The organism is Segatella maculosa OT 289, assembly GCF_000243015.1.
GTDB classification, from domain to species: domain Bacteria; phylum Bacteroidota; class Bacteroidia; order Bacteroidales; family Bacteroidaceae; genus Prevotella; species Prevotella maculosa.
Genome location: NZ_JH594500.1, coordinates 248,995 through 271,100 on the forward strand (window position 1 = coordinate 248,995; position 22,106 = coordinate 271,100).

The following is a 22,106-nucleotide window of genomic DNA, read 5'->3' on the forward strand; positions in this document are numbered from 1 at the left end:
TAATAATAATTATTTTTCAATTTTATTTAGTATGAATCAATACGAAACCGTTTTCATTTTGACTCCCGTTTTGTCTGATGATCAGATGAAGGAAACGGTCGCTAAATTCAGAAAACTTCTTACCGATAACGGTGCAGAGATTCTGAATGAAGAGGCTTGGGGACTGAAAAAGATGGCTTACGCTATCGAAAAGAAATCGACAGGCTTCTACTGTTTGGTTGAGTTCAAGGGTGAGCCATCCATCGTTAACACACTCGAAACAGGCTATCGCCGTGATGAGAAAGTTATTCGTTACATGACAGTACGTCTTGACAAGTATGCTGTAGAGTATGCTGAAAAGCGTAGAAACAAACTTGGTAAAAAAGAGGAGGCTTAATTATGGCAGAGCAGAAAAAATCAGAAATCCGTTATTTGACAGCTCCTTCAATTGATACTCGCAGGAAGAAGTATTGTCGTTTCAAGAAAAGTGGGATTAAGTATATAGACTACAAAGATCCTGAATTCTTGAAGAAGTTTTTGAATGAACAAGGCAAGATTTTGCCTCGCCGCATCACAGGTACCTCTTTGAAGTATCAGCGCCGCGTGGCACAGGCTATAAAGCGTGCCCGCCAGATTGCACTGCTTCCATACGTAACCGATTTGATGAAGTAATTAAGGAGGAATTAGCAATATGGAAATCATACTGAAAGAAGATATTATCGGACTTGGATACAAGAATGATATTGTGAATGTAAAGAATGGTTACGGTCGTAACTATCTGATACCGAAAGGTAAGGGTGTTATTGCTTCTCCTTCTGCGAAGAAAGTGCTTGCAGAAAACTTGAAGCAGCAGACTCATAAGCTGGCAATGCTTAAGGCTGAAGCAGAAAAGAAAGGCGCTGCATTGGATGGCATTACACTCACGATTACGGCAAAAGTTAGTGCTACTGGTGCTCTTTATGGTTCTGTAAATGCAGCTATTGTTGCAGAGGAACTTGCAAAGAAAGGTATAGAGGTAGATCGCAAGATTATTACCATGCACGATATCAAGAAAGTTGGTGAGTTCGAGGCAACTGTTCACTTCCACAAGGAAGTAGAAGTTAAGGTCCCTGTGACTGTCATTGCAGAGAATGCGCCAGTCGAAGCTCCTGCAGTTGAGGCTCCCAAAGTTGAAGAAGAAGTTACTCCTGCGGAATGATCATAGTACATTAATGATTGCAGTGTAAAGCAAATCTATATAAATCCCGATGACTACTTGTTGGTTCTCGGGATTTTTTATTTTATATGCGTCGTTCTGCATTTTTTTTTGTATTTTTGCAGGCAAATGAATTTTAATTAGAAAAAACAATGAAAGCATTTGTATTCCCGGGGCAAGGAGCCCAGTTTGTCGGTATGGGCAAAGACCTATATGAAAGTAATGCTCTTGCAAAGGAGCTTTTTGATAAGGCTGATGAAATTCTCGGCTTTAAGATTACTGATATTATGTTTGCCGGAACCGATGAACAGTTGAAAGAGACCAAAGTGACGCAACCGGCCGTGTTCCTTCATAGTGTCATTCAAGCACTGTGCCTTGGCGAAGCTTTCAATCCGGATATGGTCGCAGGTCATTCATTGGGAGAGTTTTCCGCGCTCGTAGCTTCCGGAGCGTTGAGTTTTGAAGATGGTCTCAAGCTTGTGGCAGCCCGTGCGAATGCAATGCAGAAAGCTTGCGAGGCAAATCCCGGAACGATGGCAGCCATTATCGGTTTGTCGGATGAAAAAGTTGAAGAAGTATGTGCATCGGTATCCACCAATAATAATATCGTTGTGGCAGCAAATTACAATTGTCCGGGGCAGTTGGTTATTTCGGGCAATATCGATGCCGTTAACAAGGCTTGTGAGAAAATGAAAGAAGCTGGTGCGAAGCGTGCACTTCCGTTGAAGGTCGGTGGGGCTTTCCACTCCCCGCTGATGCAGCCGGCCAAGGATGAATTGCAGGCAGCCATAGAAAAAACGACTTTCAAGATGCCGAAATGTCCTGTCTATCAGAATGTCGATGCCAAAGCACATACAGACGCTACTGAAATCAAGAGCAATCTGATAGCGCAACTTACAAGTTCTGTCCGTTGGACGGCAAGTGTTCAGGCCATGATTGCTGCCGGTGCCAACGATTTCACCGAATGCGGTCCGGGAACGGCATTGCAGGGAATGATTGGTAGAATAGACAAGAGTGTTAGTGCTCACGGCATCGCATAATGAAAGACAAGATAGTAATATATCAAGTGTTACCCAGACTTTTCGGCAATCGTAATGAGACTCTCATCGAGTCCGGCACGATTGCCGAAAATGGTTGTGGCAAGTTCTCCGCCTTTGATGACAAAACGCTGAAAGAACTCCACGATATGGGTATCACGCATGTATGGTATACCGGAGTCATACGTCATGCCACGCAGACGGATTATTCTGCTTATGGGATTCCAAAGCAGCATCCTGAAATCGTGAAGGGAAAGGCGGGCTCTCCCTATGCCATCACGGATTATTATGACGTAGATCCGGATTTGGCCGACAAGGTTTCGGAACGCATGGCGGAATGGGAGCAATTGATAGAAAGGACCCATGTGGCAGGGATGAAGGTTGTCTTGGATTTTGTGCCCAATCATGTTGCACGCGAATACGGGTCAGTCTGCAAACCAACGGGAGTGCGCGATTTGGGGGAGGACGACGACACGGCCTTGCATTTCTCGCCACGCAATGACTTTTATTATTGCTGGGGCGAACCGCTTGACCTCAGTGCAATTGCATCGGGTACAAGTTACGAAGAAACGCCGGCCAAGGCCACGGGCAATGACCATTTCGATGCGCACCCCGGAATAAACGACTGGTATGAAACCGTGAAGTTGAATTACGGCATTGATTACTGCAATACCGATGGCAGAAGTTCTCACTTCGATCCGATACCGAGCACATGGCGCAAGATGACGGACATACTTCTGTTCTGGGCCGCGAAGGGTATCGATGCTTTCAGATGCGACATGGCAGAGATGGTGCCCGTAGAGTTTTGGAACTACGCCACCAATAAGGTAAGAAAGCGTTTTCCACACATACTTTTTATCGGCGAAGTTTATAACACCTCGCTCTATCGCACCTATATCGCCAACGGCTTTGACTATCTCTACGACAAGGTGGGCATGTATGACTGTATGCGTGGCGTCATTAGTGGCATGCGCGGCGCGCACGAGATTACCCGCGAGTGGCAGGCCACTGACGACATTCACGAGCACATGCTCTACTTTCTCGAGAACCACGACGAGCAGCGCATTGCGAGCGATTTCTTTGCTGGCGCTGGGCGCAAGGCTATTCCTGCGGCAGCCATTGCAATTCTGCTGCGCACCAATCCTTTTATGCTCTACAGCGGGCAGGAGTTCGGCGAAAAGGGAATGGACTGCGAAGGTTTCAGCGGTCGTGACGGTCGGACGTCAATCTTCGACTATTGGTCGGTCTCAACGCTGCGGCGCGCTTTTACAGACAAGCAGTTGTTATCTGACGAAGAAAAGACACTGGTCGAGGCGTATCGGCGACTCTTGCGGATAGCCCATCGCGAGGCTGCAATCTACGACGGCGAGTTCTTCGACCTGACTTATGCCAACCCCTCTCGACAGGATTTCAATCCCGACAGGGAGTATGCTTTCTTGCGGAAGAAAGACGACGTAATCGTGCTGGTCGTGGCGAACTTCGCGGAGCACGACAAGACTTCGGACATCATTATCCCTGCGCACGCTTTTGATTTTTGGAAAATCCCCGAGGCGAACTTTGTGGCTCGCGAGCTCTTGTCAGGCAAACTGACGACGTTTGCTTTGAGGAGAGACGCCTCCGTGCGCGTAGTGGTTCCGGCCTACGGCTGTGGTATTTTTAAGTTCAATCTGAAGATGAAAGATTACGTGTTCAATGAGCATCATAAGGACGAGTTCCCGCCGGCCCACACGGCAGAGCACCTGCTCAACCGGCTGATGATGCAGATGTTTGGCTGCGAGCGGAGCCGCAATGCGCACATCGAGCGGAAGAAGAGCAAAATGAGCTACACGCTTGAGCGTAAGCCGACGCGTCAAGAAGAAAAGGAAATCGAGCGGCGCATGAACGAACTCATAGAGCAAGACCTACCCGTCAGCTACGAGCTTGTTGACAGAGCGCATGTTCCCGAAGGAATCGATCTCGACCGACTACCCGACGAGGCCTCGGAGATGTTGCGGCTCGTTCGCATTGGCGACTTCGACATCTGTCCGTGCTTGGGCAGGCATGTGCGGTCGACGGCGCAAATCGGGCGTTTCGAATTGTTGGGGACGAACTGGGACGAGATGAAGCATACATTCCGAATACGTTTCAAGGTGGTGCAATAGTGCACCGCCTGCGTTTCGAAGTGGGTTATTTTGATTGAAAAGTAAAGTTTTTTCGCATTCTTTTCGCACTAAAAAATCGCTTCTATAACTCATTGATAATCAACCCTTTGCAGAGAGCCAAAATTCCCTTATAAGAGAATTTAAATTGTCTTATAGGGGAATTTGAAAAGAATGCGCAGGGAATTTGAAGTTGCTTCTATATTGTAAAAAATTAATCATAATGCTTTTTGAACGTGGAGCACCGGGGGCTAATTCCGGAAGCGGGAAAAGGGCGTTGAAATAAAAATCAAAAATAAAAAGAGGAATTATGGAAAAAACAGAGAATCGACAAGAGTTGAACCGTAACCTTGCACAGATGCTGAAGGGCGGTGTCATCATGGACGTGACAACGCCCGAACAGGCAAAGATTGCCGAGGCGGCTGGTGCTTGCGCCGTGATGGCTTTGGAGAGAATCCCTGCCGACATTCGCGCGGCAGGCGGTGTGTCAAGAATGAGCGACCCACGAATGATCAAGGGCATACAGGAGGCCGTGACCATTCCCGTCATGGCCAAATGCCGCATCGGGCACTTTGCCGAGGCACAGATACTGCAGGCCATCGACATCGATTATATCGACGAGAGTGAGGTGCTTTCGCCGGCCGACGACGTTTACCATATCGACAAGACCCAGTTCAGCGTTCCTTTTGTCTGCGGGGCCAAGAATTTGGGCGAGGCGCTGCGTAGGATTGCCGAGGGTGCGACGATGATTCGCACGAAAGGTGAGCCGGGGACGGGCGATGTGGTACAGGCCGTCACCCACATGCGCATGATGCAGAGCGAAATCCGTCGCTTGGTCGGTATGAGTGAAGATGAACTCTTCGAGGCTGCCAAGCAACTGCAGGCGCCTTACGACTTAGTAAAATATGTACACGATAACGGCCGGCTTCCGGTAGTGAACTTTGCTGCGGGCGGTGTGGCCACGCCAGCCGACGCTGCCCTGATGATGCAGTTGGGCGCTGAGGGCGTCTTCGTAGGCAGCGGCATCTTCAAGAGTGGAAATCCGGCTAAGCGGGCTGCGGCCATTGTGCAGGCCGTGACGAACTATCAAGATGCCAAGCGACTTGCCGAACTTAGCGAAGACCTCGGCGAAGCGATGGTGGGTATCAACGAGAGTGAGATACAACTCCTCATGGCCGAAAGGGGAAAATGAACATCGCGGTATTGGCTTTGCAGGGAGCGTTTGCCGAACATCGGCAGATGCTCCAGCGCATGGGTGTAGACAGCTTTGAAGTGCGCCAAGCATCGGATTGGTGTCGACCTAAGGACGGGCTGATTATTCCTGGTGGAGAGAGTACGGTGCAGTTGAAACTGCTCCGCGATTTGAACTTGCTTGAGCCAGTGCGCGAAGCCATTGCGGGCGGACTGCCCGTCTTCGGTACCTGCGCCGGTTTGATTTTGTTGGCCAAACAGGTAGAGGGCGAGGCGCATATGCGCATTTCTACGATGGACATCGTGGTTAGGCGTAACGCCTATGGCAGGCAGTCGGGCAGCTTTTTTGTCAAGGACCGCTTTGCCGGGAAGCCTATCCCGATGCCTTTTATCCGCGCACCTTATATATATAAAGTGGGCGATGGGGTAGAGGTGCTGGCCGAAGTTGGCGGAAAGATTGTCGCTGCGCGTGAAGGTTCGCAGCTCGTGACGGCTTTCCACCCCGAACTGACCAGCGATACAACGGTGCATTCTTATTTCATGCAGCTGGTGAAGCGTGCCCTCTGATTTTGTTTGCATATTCAATATTATTTTGTAACTTTGCACGTCAGAAAACAGAACATTTAACACATACATACGATGTATAGAACGAACACATGTGGGGAGCTTCGTCTCTCGGATACCGGCAAGGAAGTTGTCTTGGCCGGTTGGGTGCAGCGAACGCGAAAGATGGGAGGCATGACGTTTGTCGACCTGCGCGACCGCTACGGCATCACGCAGCTTGTCTTCAACGAGGCCGACGACAAAACGCTCTGCGACGAGGCCAACAGGCTCGGGCGCGAATATTGCATTCAGGTCAAGGGCATGGTGAGCGAGCGCGAGAGCAAGAACCCGAAGATAGCAACAGGCGACATCGAGCTTCTTGCTAAGGAACTGAACGTGCTGTCGCCCGCTTTGACGCCTCCTTTCACCATCGAAGACAATACCGACGGCGGCGACGACATTCGGATGAAGTATCGCTATCTTGATTTGCGCCGCACCGCCGTCCGCAAGAATATGGAATTGCGTCACCGCATGACCATTATTATCCGCAACTTTCTCGACAGTCAGGACTTTATTGAGGTAGAAACGCCGCTTCTGATTGGCAGTACGCCCGAAGGAGCACGCGACTTCGTTGTGCCGAGTCGCATGAACCCCGGACAGTTCTACGCTTTGCCGCAGAGTCCGCAGACCTTGAAGCAGTTGCTGATGGTAGCCGGCTTCGACCGTTACTTCCAGATTGCGAAGTGTTTCCGTGACGAAGACCTGCGCGCAGACCGACAACCTGAGTTCACGCAGATTGACTGCGAGATGAGTTTTGTCGATCAAGACGATGTCATCAATCTGTTTGAGGAACTATGTCGCCGGTTGTTCAAAGAAATCCGAGGGGTTGAACTTCCAAAGTTAGAGCAAATGACTTGGCACGAGGCCATGAAACGTTTCGGAAGTGACAAGCCCGACTTGCGTTTTGGCATGGAGTTCGTGGAATTGAAGGCTGCTTTCGCGGGCAAGGGAAGCTTCTCTGTGTTCGACGATGCAGCCTATATCGGCGGTATCTGTGTGCCGGGCTGTGCTGGCTACAGTCGTAAGCAACTCGACGAGCTGACCGACTTCGTTAAGCGGCCGCAGGTAGGGGCCAAAGGGTTGGTTTATATCAAGTATAATGCTGACGGAACAGTCAAAAGTTCCATTGATAAGTTCTATAGCGAGGCCGAACTGAAGGAAATCAAGGCGGTCATGGGTGCGAATGACGGCGATTTGGTGCTGATTCTTAGCGGAGACAATGCCAATAAGACCCGCATTCAACTTTGTTCGCTTCGCTTGGAGATGGGCGACCGTCTTGGTCTGCGCGATAAAAATGTCTTCAAATGCCTTTGGATTGTAGATTTCCCATTGTTCGAATGGAGCGAAGAGGAACAGCGACTCATGGCTACTCACCATCCGTTCACGATGCCTAATCCCGACGATGTACCGCTGCTAGATGCGCATCCAGAGCAGGTGCGTGCCAAGGCCTACGACTTTGTTTGCAACGGTATCGAGGTAGGCGGAGGCTCACTGCGTATTCACGACACGCAGTTGCAAGAGCGCATGTTCGAAGTGCTTGGCTTTACGAAAGAGCGCGCCGAAGCCCAGTTCGGCTTCCTGATGAATGCCTTTAAATATGGTGCACCGCCCCATGCAGGTCTTGCGTTCGGGCTTGACCGCTTTGTGAGCATTTTGGCCGGATTGGACTCTATCCGCGACTGCATTGCGTTCCCCAAGAACAACAGTGGGCGCGATGTCATGCTCGATGCCCCCGGAGAATTGGACGTGAAGCAGCTCGAAGAACTTCAGATAAAGCTCGACCTCAAGGCTTGAAACAATTGATGTAAATCAAGAAAATAATACAACAATGTGCTAATTTGTAACTTTTCTTCTGCCATTCTGCACGAATTAAAAAAATATAAGTAATTTTGTATCGTCAAATTAAGGGTCAAACACGTTGACCATAACCTTGATAAAATTAATTTAGTTTGTTAGTTTATGGCAGAAAAGAAAGTAACAACGGCTGCAACGGCAAAGAAAGCTGTAACGAAGAAAGCCACTGCGCCCAAGAAGGCTGCAACGAAAGATGCCGGGTTGTTTATCAATGCAGAGAGTGTGGGCTTCCGTGCCGGCGATGTTTATCAGGCATTGGCAGCAGCAGAGAAAGCATTGTCTGTCGCAGAGATTGCAAAGGCTGCAAGAATCAGCGCAGAAGAAGCTTATCTTGGCATTGGCTGGCTCTTCAAAGAGGGCAAAGTTAAAGGTGAGAACAAATTGATTGCACTGGCATAATATTCGGATTGAAGAATATTTGCTAAAGAGAGGGGAGCTGACAACACGTTCAGTTCCCTTCTTTTATCATTGGCAATGTTGACTTATAATAAGGAAATACTGAGGATATTGATGGAGGCTGGCAACGAGGGATTGTCTGTCAAGAAAGTTGCACGCCATGTACACAATGCGTGTAACACGTTCTTTGCAACAGTCAGCTTTGAAGATGTCTATAACTATGTATCGTTTTATTTGAAAAGTAATTCAAAGAGTCTAGAGTCTATCATAGAAAGAGCCGGAACACGTGGGGTCTATCGTATCAATCTTGACAGTAAAGACTCACAGCAGTTGATGTTACAGTTTCAGGAAGACGATGAGACAGAGCCTACTGCCAAGGTAGTCACCGACCAATCACTTGAGTTATTTGGTGATGTGTGAATGTTTTTGATTTGGTTCTTTCCTAAGTTAAATTACCATGTGCCGGTTTCATCAATGTGAACCCTACTTATGTCGCCTTGCAATATGGCTTATTTCACCGTGCGGAATGGCTGATATTACCGCATGATATGGCTGATATTACACGTCAATATGACCTATATTGCGGATTGATTACAAAACGTTGATAATCAGCACCTGCTGACATGCCTTTCAAAACCTTATCACTTTTGGGGCGTAAACTTATAGTTTACGATTGATAAACTTATGATTTGCGATTGAGAGATGGCTTACTCTATAGGCCATATGACACTTCCCCGCCTGCAAACATAAGTCTCATTTTGCTGTTAAATTTTATGTTTTACTGATAAATTTTCATCAATTTGCTTATTTATCTTGCAAAGCTAACGTTTATTTGTCAAAAGTATGTAACTTTGTAGACAAATCATAAAATAATGAACAGCTATGTTTGATACAGCAACTTACATCAGACGACGCAACGAACTCAAGAAACTTGTTAAAGAAGGCATTATACTTCTTTTCGGAAATAATGAGTCTCCGGCTAATTTTCCAAATAATGGGTACTATCCTTTCCGCCAAGATTCGTCCTTTCTTTATTACTTTGGACTTCAACGCGACGGTCTTGTGGGCGTAATCGACATTGATAATGACAGAGATATACTGATTGGCAATGATATCGACATTGAAGATATCGTTTGGTATGGCTCGGTGGAAAGCATGGATGAGATGAGGCAGCGTTGCGGTGCCCATGAAACAATGCCCATGAAAGCCTTAAAGACGATTTGTAACGAGGCTTTGGGAAAGCATCGCAAAATCCATTTTCTGCCTCCTTATCGGCATGATATCAAAATCCTGATATTTGATTTGCTGGGTATTCACCCCGGTCAGCAGAAAGATGCAGCTGGAATGGACCTCATCAAAGCTGTCGTTAAAATGCGTTCGACAAAAGAAGAGCAGGAAATCGAGGAGTTGGAGCGTGCGGCAGTCATAGGTTATAAGATGCACACTACTGCCATGCGACTGACAAAACCGGGCGTAACGGAGAAGTTCGTCAGCGGGCAAGTCGACGGTATTGCCCATTCTTACGGTTCAATGGTCAGCTTTCCAACCATCTATACGCAGCATGGTGAGATACTTCATGGTGCACCTTCCATGAATATATTGGAAGAGGGGCGTTTGGTTCTTTGTGATGCCGGTGCGGAAACCATCAACAACTATTGCAGTGATAACACGCGTACAATGCCAGTAAATGGCAAGTTCACGCAGCAACAACTGGAGATTTATAGTATTGTTGAGGCCTGCCATGACTACGCATTGAAGATTGCAAAGCCCGGAATGAAGTATGCTGACGTGCATTTTGCCGTTTGTCGCCTGATGTTTGACCGTCTGAAAGAACTGGGGTTGGCCAAAGGTGATACGGAAGAAGCTGTCAAGGCCGGTGCTCATGCTATTTTTCTGCCTCACGGATTGGGGCATATGATGGGTATGGATGTGCATGATATGGAAAATCTTGACCAGATAAATGTAGGCTTTGATGAAGAAACAAGACCTAATTTGGAGCAGTTTGGGACAAATTGTTTGCGCATGGGACGCCGTTTGGAAGCTGGTTTTGTTGTGACAGATGAACCGGGTATCTATTTTATTCCGGCTCTGATTGATGCGTGGAAAGCTAAGGGGCATTGTAAGGATTTCCTGAATTTCGATAAGCTTGAAGCCTATAAGGACTTTGGAGGCATTCGTATTGAAGACGATCTTTTGATAACAAAAGACGGTTGTCGCTTCATTGGAAAAGACAGAATCCCTTATCATCCTAAAGATATCGAGGCATTCATGGCCGCCAATCAGTAAGAATGAGACTGGAATGCGATAAATGTAAAAACAGTAATGAATAATATAATCAACGTAAATGAGAAAATTTTTAATGATGACACTCCTTGCTTTGGTAGCATTGGGTGTAAATGCAGAAGAGAAGAAAGAGAACAAAAGCAACGTGAACAAACCGGTGTTCACCACAATTAAGGAAAACAAGATTACAAGTATAAAGAATCAAAATCGCAGTGGCACTTGCTGGGATTACTCGACGCTGAGTTTCTTAGAGTCTGAGATACTGAAAAAGACAGGTAAGACCTATGACTTATGTGAGGCTTTTGTCGCAAACAAGACCTATCTCGACCGCGCAATTCAGGTGGTTCGCCTGCATGGTGATTGCCAGTTTGCGCAAGGTGGTAGTGCATACGACCCGATTTACTGCCTCAAGCACTATGGCATCTGCCCTGAAGATGCGATGCCGTTACCGGGAACACTCTATGGTGACTCGCTCAATAACTTCAATGAGTTCTTTGATGTAATGACACCTTATGTGCAAGCTATAGCCAAATCGAAAACCGATAAGCTATCCACACAATGGAAAGTTGCCCTGCAAGGCATACTTGATGCTTATCTTGGAACGTGTCCTGAGAAATTCAACTATCAAGGAAAGAGCTATACGCCACAAACCTTTGCGCAAAGCCTTGGTATTGATGCTGATGATTATGTCAGTTTCACAAGTTATACACATCATCCGTTTTGGACTTCTTTTGCCGTTGAAGTGCAAGATAACTGGCGTAATCCGCACTCTTGGAACGTTCCGCTTGACGATATGATGCGCATTATCGATAATGCAGTCATGAATGGCTATACGATTGCATGGGGTGGCGATGTCTCTGAAGACGGATTTACGCGCATGGGCTTGGCCTATTCCATTGATTCAAAGAAAACACAGAGCCTTAGCGGAAGTGATATGGCACGTTGGCTGAAACTCACCAAAGCCGAGAAGAAGAATGTTCTTGACTCTTTGGGCTGCAAGGTACCAGAGATTACAGCTACACAAAAGCTTCGTCAGGAGCGTTTTGACAATTGGGAACTCACCGATGACCATGGAATGCTGATTTATGGCATTGCAAAAGACCAATATGGTAAGGAGTATTATATGGTCAAGAACTCTTGGGGAGAGACCGGCGACTATAAAGGCATTTGGTATATGACCAAGAACTTCATTGCCAATAATACAATGGACTTCATTGTCAACAAAAATGCCGTTCCAAAAGACATTCGTAAGAAGCTGGGTATCTAAGTTTTAATTCTCTTAAAATGTGGGCACAATGAGAAAAAACATTCTGATTGTGCCCTTGTTCTTGTTTTTATTTTGTATCTTTGAACACGGATTATCGTTGTCATGCATGGAAAATCCGCAGGCATACACATCTTCGTATGCATGAACATAGAATAAAATAAAAAAGACATAAATGCATTTTAAATGGAATTACGAACCACCTACACCAGAAGAAAAGCAAGCAGCCAATGAACTTGGCGACAAGTTGGCAATGAGTCCCATACTTGCACAACTTCTTATTCGAAGAGGAATTACGACAGAATCGGCTGCCAAACGTTTCTTTCGTCCGCAATTAGCCGATCTCATCAATCCGTTTCTGATGAAAGATATGGACGTTGCTGTGGATCGATTGAATGATGCCATGGGACGTAAGGAGCGGATATTGGTTTATGGAGACTATGATGTAGACGGTTGTACGGCTGTTGCCTTGGTGTATAAGTTCCTTCAACAATTCTATTCAAACATCGATTATTATATCCCTGATCGCTATGATGAGGGATACGGAGTGAGCGATAAAGGAATCGAATATGCGAAGCGAACGGGGGTGAAACTCATTATTATCCTTGATTGTGGCATTAAGGCAATCAGGGAAATAGAATATGCCAAGACACTTGGTATAGATTTTATAATCTGCGACCATCATGTCCCTGATGAAGAAATACCGCCGGCTGTGGCTATACTGAACCCGAAACAGCCAGATGATCATTTTCCTTTTAAACATCTTTGTGGTTGTGGTGTGGGGTTCAAATTTATGCAAGGTTGGGCCAAAAACAATGGGATACCTTTTTCACGTCTGATACCGTTGCTTGATTTCTGTGCGGTTGCCATAGCTGCCGATATTGTTCCTGTGACCGAAGAAAATAGGATTCTTGCTTTTCATGGGCTTAAACAACTTAATCAGAACCCCAATATCGGGCTGAAAGCAATTATTGATATCTGCGGTTTGAATGGACGTGAACTGTCGATGAGCGATATTGTCTTCAAGATTGGGCCACGCATCAATGCTTCCGGCCGAATGGAGAGTGGCAAGGAAAGTGTAGACCTGTTAATAGAGAAGGATTATAACTGCGCACTTCAAAAGGCCAAGCATATAGATGAATATAACGAGCAACGCAAGGACATCGATAAGCAAATGACAGAAGAGGCAAATCAAATCGTTGCTAAGATAGAAAGCCAGAAGCATTATTCCAGTATTGTTCTTTATGACGAGAACTGGAAGAAAGGTGTCATTGGTATTGTGGCCTCACGTCTTACGGAACTTTACTTTCGTCCAACGGTTGTGCTGACACGTGATGGCGAATTTGGAACAGGTTCGGCTCGCAGTGTCACTGGTTTCGATGTCTATGCAGCCATTAAGAGTTGTCGTGACCTGCTAATGAACTTCGGAGGTCACACTTATGCAGCCGGTTTAACACTTCGTTGGGCTGATATTCCATTGTTCATTAAAAGGTTCCAACAGTATGTTGAAGACCATATTGCACCAGAACAGACCGAGGCTACGCTGCATCTTGACGCACAACTCGATTTTAAGGATATCACCAAGAAGCTTTATAACGACTTGAAACGCTTCGCTCCCTTCGGGCCGGGGTGCAGTAAACCGCTTTTTTTCACGCAGGCTGTTTATGACTATGGCACGAGTAAGGTTGTGGGGCGCGAGCAAGAACACATCAAACTTGAATTGGTTGACTCTAAATCCAATGATGTCGTCAATGGAATTGCTTTTGGTCAGAGTGCTTCTGCACGCTATATTAAGAGCAAACGTGCATTCGATATAGCCTATACCATCGAGGCCAATGTGTTCAAACATCACCGACTTCAATTGCAGATAGAAGATATCCGACCGGAAGAAGACCGACATGACAAGGGCTTTCCGATGACCAAAGAATGAAGTAAGGCATGGAATATCGTCAGATATTACGGCAATATTGGGGGTATCCCGACTTTCGAGGTATTCAGGAAGATATTATCCGAAGTATCATCGATGGACAGGATACGCTTGGTCTGATGCCCACTGGTGGAGGTAAATCGATTACCTTTCAGGTTCCGGCCCTGACCATGACTGGAGTCTGTATTGTTGTCACGCCACTTATCTCCCTAATGAAAGACCAAGTGGACCATTTGGCCGAACGTGGCATAAGAGCGGGGGCCATTTATTCGGGCATGACACGTCAGGAAATCATTAAAACGCTTGAAAATGCGGTGTTTGGCGGTTTGAAACTATTGTATATATCGCCTGAACGACTTTCTTCCGAACTGTTTCTTGCCAAGCTGCACCACATGACGGTGAGTTTCATTACTGTTGACGAGGCACACTGTATCAGTCAGTGGGGATATGATTTCCGGCCATCCTATTTGCATATTTCTGAACTCAGACGTCTTAAGCCTACGGTGCCGGTGCTTGCCCTGACAGCCACGGCTACATTACCCGTGGTAGATGATATTCAAGAACGTTTAAATTTCAAGGAGAAGAATGTCTTTCGCATGAGTTTCGAGCGGAAGAACCTCTGCTATGTCGTTAGGCAGGCTTCGGATAAAGATAGGGAATTGCTACATATCCTCAATGTTGTGAAAGGAAGTGCCATTGTCTATACCCGAAGTCGCAAGCGAACCAAAGAGATAACTCAATTACTTAACCATAACCACATCAAGGCTACATTTTATCATGCAGGGCTTGAACACTTCACAAAAGATATCCGTCAAAAGGAATGGCAAGTCGGTGACACGCGCGTCATGGTGGCAACGAATGCGTTCGGCATGGGAATAGACAAGTCTGACGTGCGTATCGTGATCCATATGGACTGCCCCGATTCTCTTGAAGCTTACTTTCAAGAGGCCGGACGAGGTGGAAGAGACGGGCAGAAAGCTTATGCGGTTCTGCTTTATAATCCGTCAGATGCACGAAAACTCAACAAACGCATTGCAGATAACTTTCCCGAGAAAGACTATGTGAGGAAAGTGTATGATTCCTTGGCCTATTATTATCAGATAGGTGTAGGCAGTGGGACTGGACATACATTTACTTTTGATATCATTAAATTCTGTCGTGTCTATCATCTCTCCATGACATGGGCCGATGCTTCATTGCACATCATCGAACGACTGGGATACATCGTCTATGAAAATGAGCCAAATAATAGTGCACGCCTGATGTTTCTGCTTTCGCGCAGTCAGCTCTATCTTCTCGATAACCTAAGTCCCAAGGAAGAGGCTGCAATCGATGCGTTGCTTCGTCTCTATGGCGGACTGTTCAACGACTACACTTATATCGACGAACAACTTATTGCTCATAAAGCAGGACTGACTCATCAGCAGGTTTACATGATATTAAAGAATCTCAGTGCCCGCCATATTCTGCATTTCATTCCACAGCGCAAAATGCCTTATGTGAGTTTTCTACGTGACCGAATTGATGGTGATAAGCTTGATATCACACATGAAGTTTATGAAGATAGAAAAAAGGAATTTGAAAAACGTATCCAGACGGTCATTACTTATGCAGAGAATGATAAGATATGCCGTAGCAGACAACTTCTCTATTACTTTGGAGAAAAGAAAACCGAGGATTGTCTACATTGCGATGTTTGCCTCGAAAAAAATACACAGCTGGCCGAAAAGTCCCTTGGTGAGTCCTGTCGGGCCGCCATTCTCAAGCTTCTTAATGATGGCAAACGGCATCTCATCACCGAACTCAATGCATTCAATCTGCCCGAACGACAGTTGGACGAGGCACTTGAGTATCTTCTCAACGAGGAGATTATACGCATGGAGGGAAGTTACGTCTGGATAGGAAAGGAGAATTGATTTTCCCGAACGGTCAAAAAATCAATATGTTTTGCTCATCGTGCAGGAACAAGGCACCTATTTCCTCTTTTATTTACTTCAATCTCAGCCATTTCGTCGTGTAATCTCAGCTATATTAGGCGGTAAAATGGCTGAGATTGCAGGGCAAAATGGCTGGAATAACAAATGCAGAAAGGAAATATGAGAAAACACAATGGGTGACACACCATTTTATTGCAGGACGGTCAACTTGACCAACTCAATCTTTGTCATTGTACTTTTGATAATCTTAAAGCTGTAATGATCGATATTGATAACTTCATTCAGTTTCGGAAGACTCTGATAGCTATTCAAGATAAAACCGCCGACAGTCTTGTAATCGTCATCTTCAGGTAAATCCAGCCCAAACATATCGTTCACCTTGTCTATCTCCAAGCGTGCCGATAGCAGATATTCGTTATCGCCAGTCTTTTTTGCAACATATTTATTGCTATCGTGCTCGTCTTCGATATCCCCGAAAATCTCTTCCACGATATCTTCCAATGAAACGATGCCGCTCGTTCCCCCGAATTCGTCCACAACCACGCCTAAACTCTTTTTGCTTTGCAAGAAAGTCCTCATCAACTTTTGAGCGGCCATGGTCTCCGGGATAAAAGGCATCGTGCGAATGGAGTCATGCCAATCGTTTCCTGATATTCTGAACATCTCCGAAGAGTGGATATAGCCTTTGATGTGGTCTATGTCTCCGTGGTAAACGATGATTTTACTGTTACCGCTTTCAACAAACTTCTGCATCAGTTCGGAGACGGTGCTGTTATATTCTACGGCATTGATTTCCGTACGTGGGATCATACAGTCGCGTACCTTAGTGTCTGAGAATTCCAAAGCATTTTGAAAAATCTTGACTTCATCGCCGATTTCTTCGGCCGACCTCGCGTTGTCAATACTCGATTGCACAAGATAATCAAGGTCAATCTTGGAGAACTCTTCGTCATTATCTTCCTTGACGATTTTAACTCCCACTACTTTCAACAACACTTTTGACATGAATGTAGCAAACCGACTGATAGGCCAAAGAACAATATAGAAGAGATATGCCAACGGAGAAAATATGGTTATCAGTCCGTTTGGATTGCTTTTGAAAAGCGTTTTGGGCAGAAATTCTCCCGTGAACAGTACGATAAGCGTCGAAAGTATCGTGTCGGCAGGGACAGTGAAGGCAGGATCCAATCCCCAAAAAATCGAATGATCGAAGAAACGGGCAATCAAGATGCCATAAATGACAAGCACAATGTTGTTACCAACCAACATCGTGCTCACGAAATCATAGGGATGGCGGTAGAAGAAATTGATAAGACGGGTGGCTAAGCCGTTTTTCTCTTTATCCATCTCAAAGAGCATTCGGTTACTGGAAACGAAAGCAATCTCCATTCCGGAGAAGAATGCAGAAAAGGCCATCGTTATCAAGATGCCAATTACTAAAGATATATCTATGTTCTCGCTCATCTACTTTAATAAAAATTTCAATGCATCAAGGGTATTGACGTAATCTTACGTTGCGGTGTGGCAATCGGGTGCAGGGACTTCGCTATAGAGTCTTGTGCACGGTGTGCAGAATCCGTCGTATTCGTATTTTCCGTACTTTCATTATCAAAGTCACCCTTGACAAAAGAACCTTTTGTGTTGGATACATAATACTTTGTCATCTTCTCATCACTTCGAAAGTAACTTCCTTGAAGTGTACGCTCAGGGGTCACTAACTTAGAAAAGACATTTGAATAAAGTTCATGTCTGTCTTCATCCCAAAACAATTGTTCACTGGAAAAGCGCAGACCGTCTTTTGTCAGTATACGAACGCGAGAGCGCAGTTCCCAAAGTCGTGTTTGGTCATAATAATAAGCTGTGTCACATTGTATATATGCTTGAACATGAAACCGCTCATCAAATTGCTCTAAGAATATTCCTTTCTTGAACAGCCACCTTGATGGCTTCACGTTTGCATTGACTTCCCATTCCTCGGTCACAATACGATACTTGGCAATCCCCGAATCGGAAATCAGTGTATTTACTCCATAACTTGTCATCACGGCAACGGAGTCGCGCTCTCGGATTGCTGGGGCGGTATGTTCATGTTGTTCATCACAAGCTGTGAACAACATCACAACCATAATAACAATATAAAGGAAATATCTTTTTCGTTTCACCACAGAGAGAACTTGAGTATAAGGAGATTTGTATTAATCAACCTTCCACTTTGCGAACCAACGTTCATTGAAAGTAAAGCCTATATTGATGCGAAAAGTATTTTCCTTTATTAGCCCTTTGACTTCCTGATGTACCCAAGAACCACTGATATTAAGAACGGAACGATTGTTCCACTCATTGACTACAGGGATCCCGAAGCCAGCGCTTACACTGTACTCCTTAGGTCCGTCGATACCGTTGACTTTATAATATGATGTTGCATAAGAAGCTCCAATGCGATAGCGAATCCGTTCAGCAAGTTTACGTCCTGCATCATTTGGACAGAACTCTACGCCTGCTGTGAACTTCTGACGATCGTTATAGACTCCGTCAACCAAACCATACTGTAAGATATTGTTGTTTCTGTTTAATTTGGGATAACCTAACTTTGCATATTGCATCAACGAATAGTCAAAACCTATTTTCAACTTATTGTTATGGTTAAACATCAAGCCTGCACCATACGATGTCGGAATACTTAAACCGTTGGATATCTCATATAAAGTGGTGTCTGCGACTCCGGTCTGTCTGTCGCTGCTGATAACCTCACACTGAGGATTTGCTCCTAACCGATGACCGTACCCATAAGTAACACCCAATGAGAGTTCGTTCTTTTGAGATACCTTAATGGTATATTGTGCGCCAATATCTAATTTATAATTATTAATAGTTGCTTTATAATATCTTGACAGGCTGTTTGTGCCATTACTAAACGATGTTACAATAGAACGATTATAATTTCCCCACAGATAACCTATATTGGCACCTATCGCCAAACCTTTTATTGGTTCCCAGCCTGCACCAAGATATACTTGATGTAAACCTCCTTTTCCCTCATAAGTGCTGGTTCCTACTTCCGTTGACGGAAAAGCATCTCTATCATTTAAATTCTTTGTTGAAGAATAATTATAGCCTATCGTCGAATAAGGTAGAACTCCAAAACTAACACCTACATGCTTTGCTATTCTAAACCCAGCCACGACATAGTCGAAGACACCATTCTTTGCATTCTTTCTGACACTGTTTTCTTGGAAGTTCGTTATCTGTCCTGAAAGACCTGCATCAAAAATGAAAGACAAAGAATCTAAAGAAGAATAGGACGCTGGGTTCATATAATTAACTTGATTGTGGCTATGAAATCCCAATCCTAATCCATTCATGCCTCTGTTGAAACCGGAACCATTGGCTGATAGCAATCCCAAATCATATTGACTATATGGAGAATTAGTTCCACTTTGAGCCAGTGCCGTTGCTGATATTGCGGCCGACAGAGCAGCACTTAATATTACTTTATTCATAAATTGCTAAATAATTGCATGCAAATTTATCAAAAAAAACAGAAACAAATGCACGTTAAGTCAGAAATATAAATTATTTTTGCATCGTGAAACGTTTTCAATATATTTTCAAAAGTACCCTGCTTGTTTTTTTATTGTCTTTAACACATTCGATTAAAGCAGCGCAAGCTTCGCCTGATATTTATGGCGATTCCATGAAAATCAGCTTACTTACTTGTAGTCCCGGGCATGAAGTTTACTCATTATATGGACATACTGCTATCAGATTTCAAGATTTGAGGAACCATCAAGACCTCATTATCAACTATGGAATATTCTCTTTTAAACAAAAAAATTTCATATTGCGATTTATCTTTGGGCTAACTGATTACGAAATGGGGATTATACCTTATCAGTTATTCTATGAAGAATACAGAAGTGAAGGAAGATGGGTAAAAGAACAAATACTGAACTTGTCTTCAGAGGATAAACAGAACATTGCAATAGCTATAGATAAAAACTATATACCAGAGAATAGAATATATCGTTATAATTATTTCTACGATAACTGTACCACACGTGCAAGAGATATTTTAATAAATAATATAAACGGATTTGTTGATTATCATTATAATCAGCAGCTTATAACAACTTATAGAGACGAAGTTCACCAATGGAATACACAGCATCCATGGGCAAGATGGGGAAATGATCTACTTCTTGGACTGCAAGCTGACAAGTTGATTTCAAATGAAGAAAGACAATTTATTCCTGATTCATTAAGCAAAGACTTTCAACATGCAACTGTTAGTTATGCTCATGGGAAAATAAAGAAATTAGTCAGTAATTCATTATATATCATCCCTCCGGTACAAACAAAAGATATTGATAATGGTTTCTTGTCAAATTTATCACCAAATATAGTGATGATATGTATTATTGTCATTATCATAACATCTTTTTTGCTACAAAAAAAGTGTAAATTATATTATTTATTGCCTCACTATTTGTTATGGACTGTCACCGGTTTTTGTGGGATTATTCTTACAGCTATGATATTCAGCCAGCATCCTACCGTAAGTTTCAATCTTCAAATATTCATTCTAAATCCTCTCAATCTATTATTACTTTTCCCAAAGTTCCAAAATAACAGGAATTTCCAATATGTAATGATTACATGCTATGCATTGGGTTGCGTAGGAAGTTTTTTACAAACCTATGCTGATGGAATTCAACTTCTGGCATTCGTTTTGCTGATAACGAATTTGTTTTCTTTGAAATTTTCATGGAAAAACGGTACAAATTATTAATAAGATCATTGTGAACAAGTATATTGCCATACTAATTGCAGCATTGACGTCAGCAGAAATACAAGCATCAGAACTTGTACCGCGGTTAATTGTGAATATCACCATTGACCAATTGAATACAGATTGCCTTGATGCATTTGCATCTTTATTTGAAGAAAACGGATTGAAGAAGATGATGCAAAGTGGTCGTGTGTATGAAACGGCATCATGTTCTTTTACACCGGTAACGACACCATCTTCCATTGCAACTATAGCTACCGGCACAACTCCTTTTTATCATGGTATTATATCGAAACATTGGATAGACCGTTCAACCTTACGTCAAGTATATTGTGTTGATGGAAATCAATATGGGTATGGGCCAAGCCATCTTAGAGCTTCCACCGTTAGTGACGAGATGAAGATTTCAACCCATGGTAAAAGTGTTGTTTATAGCATAGCTGCAGGTCGTAGCTCTGCCATTTTGGCTGCCGGGCATGCCGCAGATAACGCAATATGGTATGATCAGTCCCAAAAAGGTTGGAAAACAACCGCTTATTACGGTGCATCTCCCCAATGGCTCAATACTCCTTTAGCTCCTCGAACCATTAACAATGAGGCTATCGGAGAGAAAGCTATGGATATTGTCATTCAGAGTAGGATGGGAAGAGATGAAGTTCCCGATATGCTTTCTGTCATTCTATCTGCTTCTATAGATGATAATGAGCAATTCCGTAATGTCCAAGATGCTTCACGGCATATATATACCAATATAGATAAGACTATTAGTAAGTTAATTGGAGGTATTGAGCGAGAGATTGGCAAGAACAATGTTCTCTTTGTTGTTACCGGAACAGGGACCATAGATAATACTGATAATGACTATAGCCTTTATAGGGTTCCTACAGGTGTCTTTTATATCAATCGTACTGCGAAAATACTGAATGTGTATCTGAATGCCATATACGGACAAGGAACCTATATTGATGCAGCTTGGGGAAATCAGATATACCTAAATCATAAAATTATTGAGCAAAAGCGTCTTAGTATGCATGAGATACTGACACGCTGTCAAGAATTATTGCTTCAGAGTTCTGGTGTCAGCGATGTCTATACCAGTGAACGCCTATTCTCCGGCAATGACAATATACAAAAGATTCTCCAAGGTTATAACCCTTCAATTAGCGGTGATATCATCATTCATGTTGTTCCCGGTTGGAAACTGGTCAATGAAGATACCCAAGAAAGCTATACAAGCCGTTCTACTTTAGTGCAATTCCCAATCATATTTTATGGTGCTGGCATCAAGGCAGAACAAATATCCACTCCGGTCACAGTTGATAGAATTGCACCTACCCTTTGTAAAAGCATTCATATTAGGGCACCGAATGCGTGTTCTTCGGTACCGTTATTTTAGGATATAAAAGTTTGATATCCTTACCTTCGGTGCAAAGTTTTGCTTTATTTAAGTGGAGATTTAAGAATATAATTCGTAAATTTGCACGATATATGTCATTTTGAGAAATAAAATAAA

At 44.1% G+C, this 22,106-nt stretch carries 19 protein-coding genes; 16 read left to right on the forward strand and 3 right to left on the reverse strand.

The window, feature by feature from the left end; genetic code table 11:
* Window positions 1–31: 31 nt before the first annotated feature.
* The 14 genes from rpsF (at window position 32) to HMPREF9944_RS00970 (ending at window position 15,783) form a co-directional block, all read left to right on the forward strand.
* Entirely contained in the window at window positions 32–376 is a 345-nt protein-coding gene (gene rpsF / locus HMPREF9944_RS00905) for a 30S ribosomal protein S6 (protein WP_019967117.1), read from the forward strand.
* 2 nt (window positions 377–378) lie between these two features.
* A complete protein-coding gene (gene rpsR / locus HMPREF9944_RS00910) occupies window positions 379–651 on the forward strand; it encodes a 30S ribosomal protein S18 (protein ID WP_008563797.1) in 273 nt (90 codons plus the stop codon).
* Window positions 652–670: 19 nt separating this feature from the next.
* The gene (rplI, locus tag HMPREF9944_RS00915) at window positions 671–1,177 is read left to right on the forward strand and encodes a 50S ribosomal protein L9 (protein WP_008563798.1); all 507 of its coding nucleotides are present in this window, start codon (window positions 671–673) and stop codon (window positions 1,175–1,177) included.
* A gap of 149 nt (window positions 1,178–1,326) precedes the next feature.
* On the forward strand, window positions 1,327–2,214 hold the full coding sequence (fabD, locus tag HMPREF9944_RS00920; protein WP_008563802.1) for an ACP S-malonyltransferase: 888 nt from the start codon (window positions 1,327–1,329) through the stop codon (window positions 2,212–2,214).
* Complete coding sequence (locus HMPREF9944_RS00925) at window positions 2,214–4,352, forward strand: alpha-amylase family glycosyl hydrolase (RefSeq protein ID WP_008563803.1); 2,139 nt, start codon at window positions 2,214–2,216, stop codon at window positions 4,350–4,352. The genes fabD and HMPREF9944_RS00925 overlap by 1 nt, the downstream gene beginning before the upstream one ends.
* A gap of 307 nt (window positions 4,353–4,659) precedes the next feature.
* Window positions 4,660–5,541: a pyridoxal 5'-phosphate synthase lyase subunit PdxS gene (gene pdxS, locus HMPREF9944_RS00930; RefSeq protein WP_008563804.1), complete on the forward strand. Its 882-nt coding sequence runs from the start codon at window positions 4,660–4,662 to the stop codon at window positions 5,539–5,541.
* Complete coding sequence (gene pdxT, locus HMPREF9944_RS00935; RefSeq protein ID WP_008563805.1) at window positions 5,538–6,107, forward strand: pyridoxal 5'-phosphate synthase glutaminase subunit PdxT; 570 nt, start codon at window positions 5,538–5,540, stop codon at window positions 6,105–6,107. Before pdxS ends, pdxT begins: the two co-directional genes overlap by 4 nt.
* Before the next feature lie 72 nt (window positions 6,108–6,179).
* Entirely contained in the window at window positions 6,180–7,937 is a 1,758-nt protein-coding gene (gene aspS, locus HMPREF9944_RS00940) for an aspartate--tRNA ligase (protein WP_008563806.1), read from the forward strand.
* 165 nt (window positions 7,938–8,102) lie between these two features.
* Window positions 8,103–8,396, forward strand: coding sequence for a winged helix-turn-helix domain-containing protein (locus HMPREF9944_RS00945; RefSeq protein WP_008563807.1), 294 nt, complete (start codon window positions 8,103–8,105; stop codon window positions 8,394–8,396).
* A 75-nt stretch (window positions 8,397–8,471) separates the two neighbouring features.
* Window positions 8,472–8,813 (forward strand): hypothetical protein, encoded by a 342-nt coding sequence (locus HMPREF9944_RS00950; RefSeq protein WP_044113117.1) that lies wholly within the window; start codon window positions 8,472–8,474, stop codon window positions 8,811–8,813.
* A gap of 462 nt (window positions 8,814–9,275) precedes the next feature.
* Window positions 9,276–10,679, forward strand: a complete 1,404-nt coding sequence (locus tag HMPREF9944_RS00955; protein ID WP_008563809.1) for an aminopeptidase P family protein — start codon at window positions 9,276–9,278, stop codon at window positions 10,677–10,679.
* Window positions 10,680–10,737: 58 nt separating this feature from the next.
* Window positions 10,738–11,943 carry a C1 family peptidase gene (locus HMPREF9944_RS00960; RefSeq protein WP_008563810.1) on the forward strand — a complete coding sequence of 402 codons (1,206 nt, stop codon included), beginning with the start codon at window positions 10,738–10,740 and terminating at the stop codon, window positions 11,941–11,943.
* 172 nt (window positions 11,944–12,115) lie between these two features.
* Complete coding sequence (gene recJ / locus HMPREF9944_RS00965; protein ID WP_008563811.1) at window positions 12,116–13,870, forward strand: single-stranded-DNA-specific exonuclease RecJ; 1,755 nt, start codon at window positions 12,116–12,118, stop codon at window positions 13,868–13,870.
* 8 nt (window positions 13,871–13,878) lie between these two features.
* Window positions 13,879–15,783, forward strand: a complete 1,905-nt coding sequence (locus HMPREF9944_RS00970) for a RecQ family ATP-dependent DNA helicase (RefSeq protein WP_008563812.1) — start codon at window positions 13,879–13,881, stop codon at window positions 15,781–15,783.
* A gap of 210 nt (window positions 15,784–15,993) precedes the next feature.
* On the opposite strand, the gene HMPREF9944_RS00975 is transcribed toward HMPREF9944_RS00970, so the two are convergent.
* From HMPREF9944_RS00975 to HMPREF9944_RS00985, 3 genes are all read right to left on the reverse strand, one after another.
* Window positions 15,994–17,268, reverse strand: coding sequence for a hemolysin family protein (locus HMPREF9944_RS00975; RefSeq protein WP_008563813.1), 1,275 nt, complete (start codon window positions 17,266–17,268; stop codon window positions 15,994–15,996).
* 17 nt (window positions 17,269–17,285) lie between these two features.
* Entirely contained in the window at window positions 17,286–17,930 is a 645-nt protein-coding gene (locus HMPREF9944_RS00980) for an LptA/OstA family protein (protein WP_008563814.1), read from the reverse strand.
* A 69-nt stretch (window positions 17,931–17,999) separates the two neighbouring features.
* Window positions 18,000–19,304, reverse strand: coding sequence for a hypothetical protein (locus HMPREF9944_RS00985; protein ID WP_008563816.1), 1,305 nt, complete (start codon window positions 19,302–19,304; stop codon window positions 18,000–18,002).
* An 86-nt stretch (window positions 19,305–19,390) separates the two neighbouring features.
* Here HMPREF9944_RS00985 and HMPREF9944_RS00990 point away from each other — a divergent pair, with 86 nt between their 5' ends.
* Together HMPREF9944_RS00990 and HMPREF9944_RS00995 are read left to right on the forward strand one after the other, a co-directional pair.
* On the forward strand, window positions 19,391–20,593 hold the full coding sequence (locus tag HMPREF9944_RS00990; protein ID WP_008563817.1) for an Lnb N-terminal periplasmic domain-containing protein: 1,203 nt from the start codon (window positions 19,391–19,393) through the stop codon (window positions 20,591–20,593).
* A 10-nt stretch (window positions 20,594–20,603) separates the two neighbouring features.
* Window positions 20,604–21,989 (forward strand): alkaline phosphatase family protein, encoded by a 1,386-nt coding sequence (locus tag HMPREF9944_RS00995; RefSeq protein ID WP_008563818.1) that lies wholly within the window; start codon window positions 20,604–20,606, stop codon window positions 21,987–21,989.
* Window positions 21,990–22,106 lie beyond the last annotated feature (117 nt).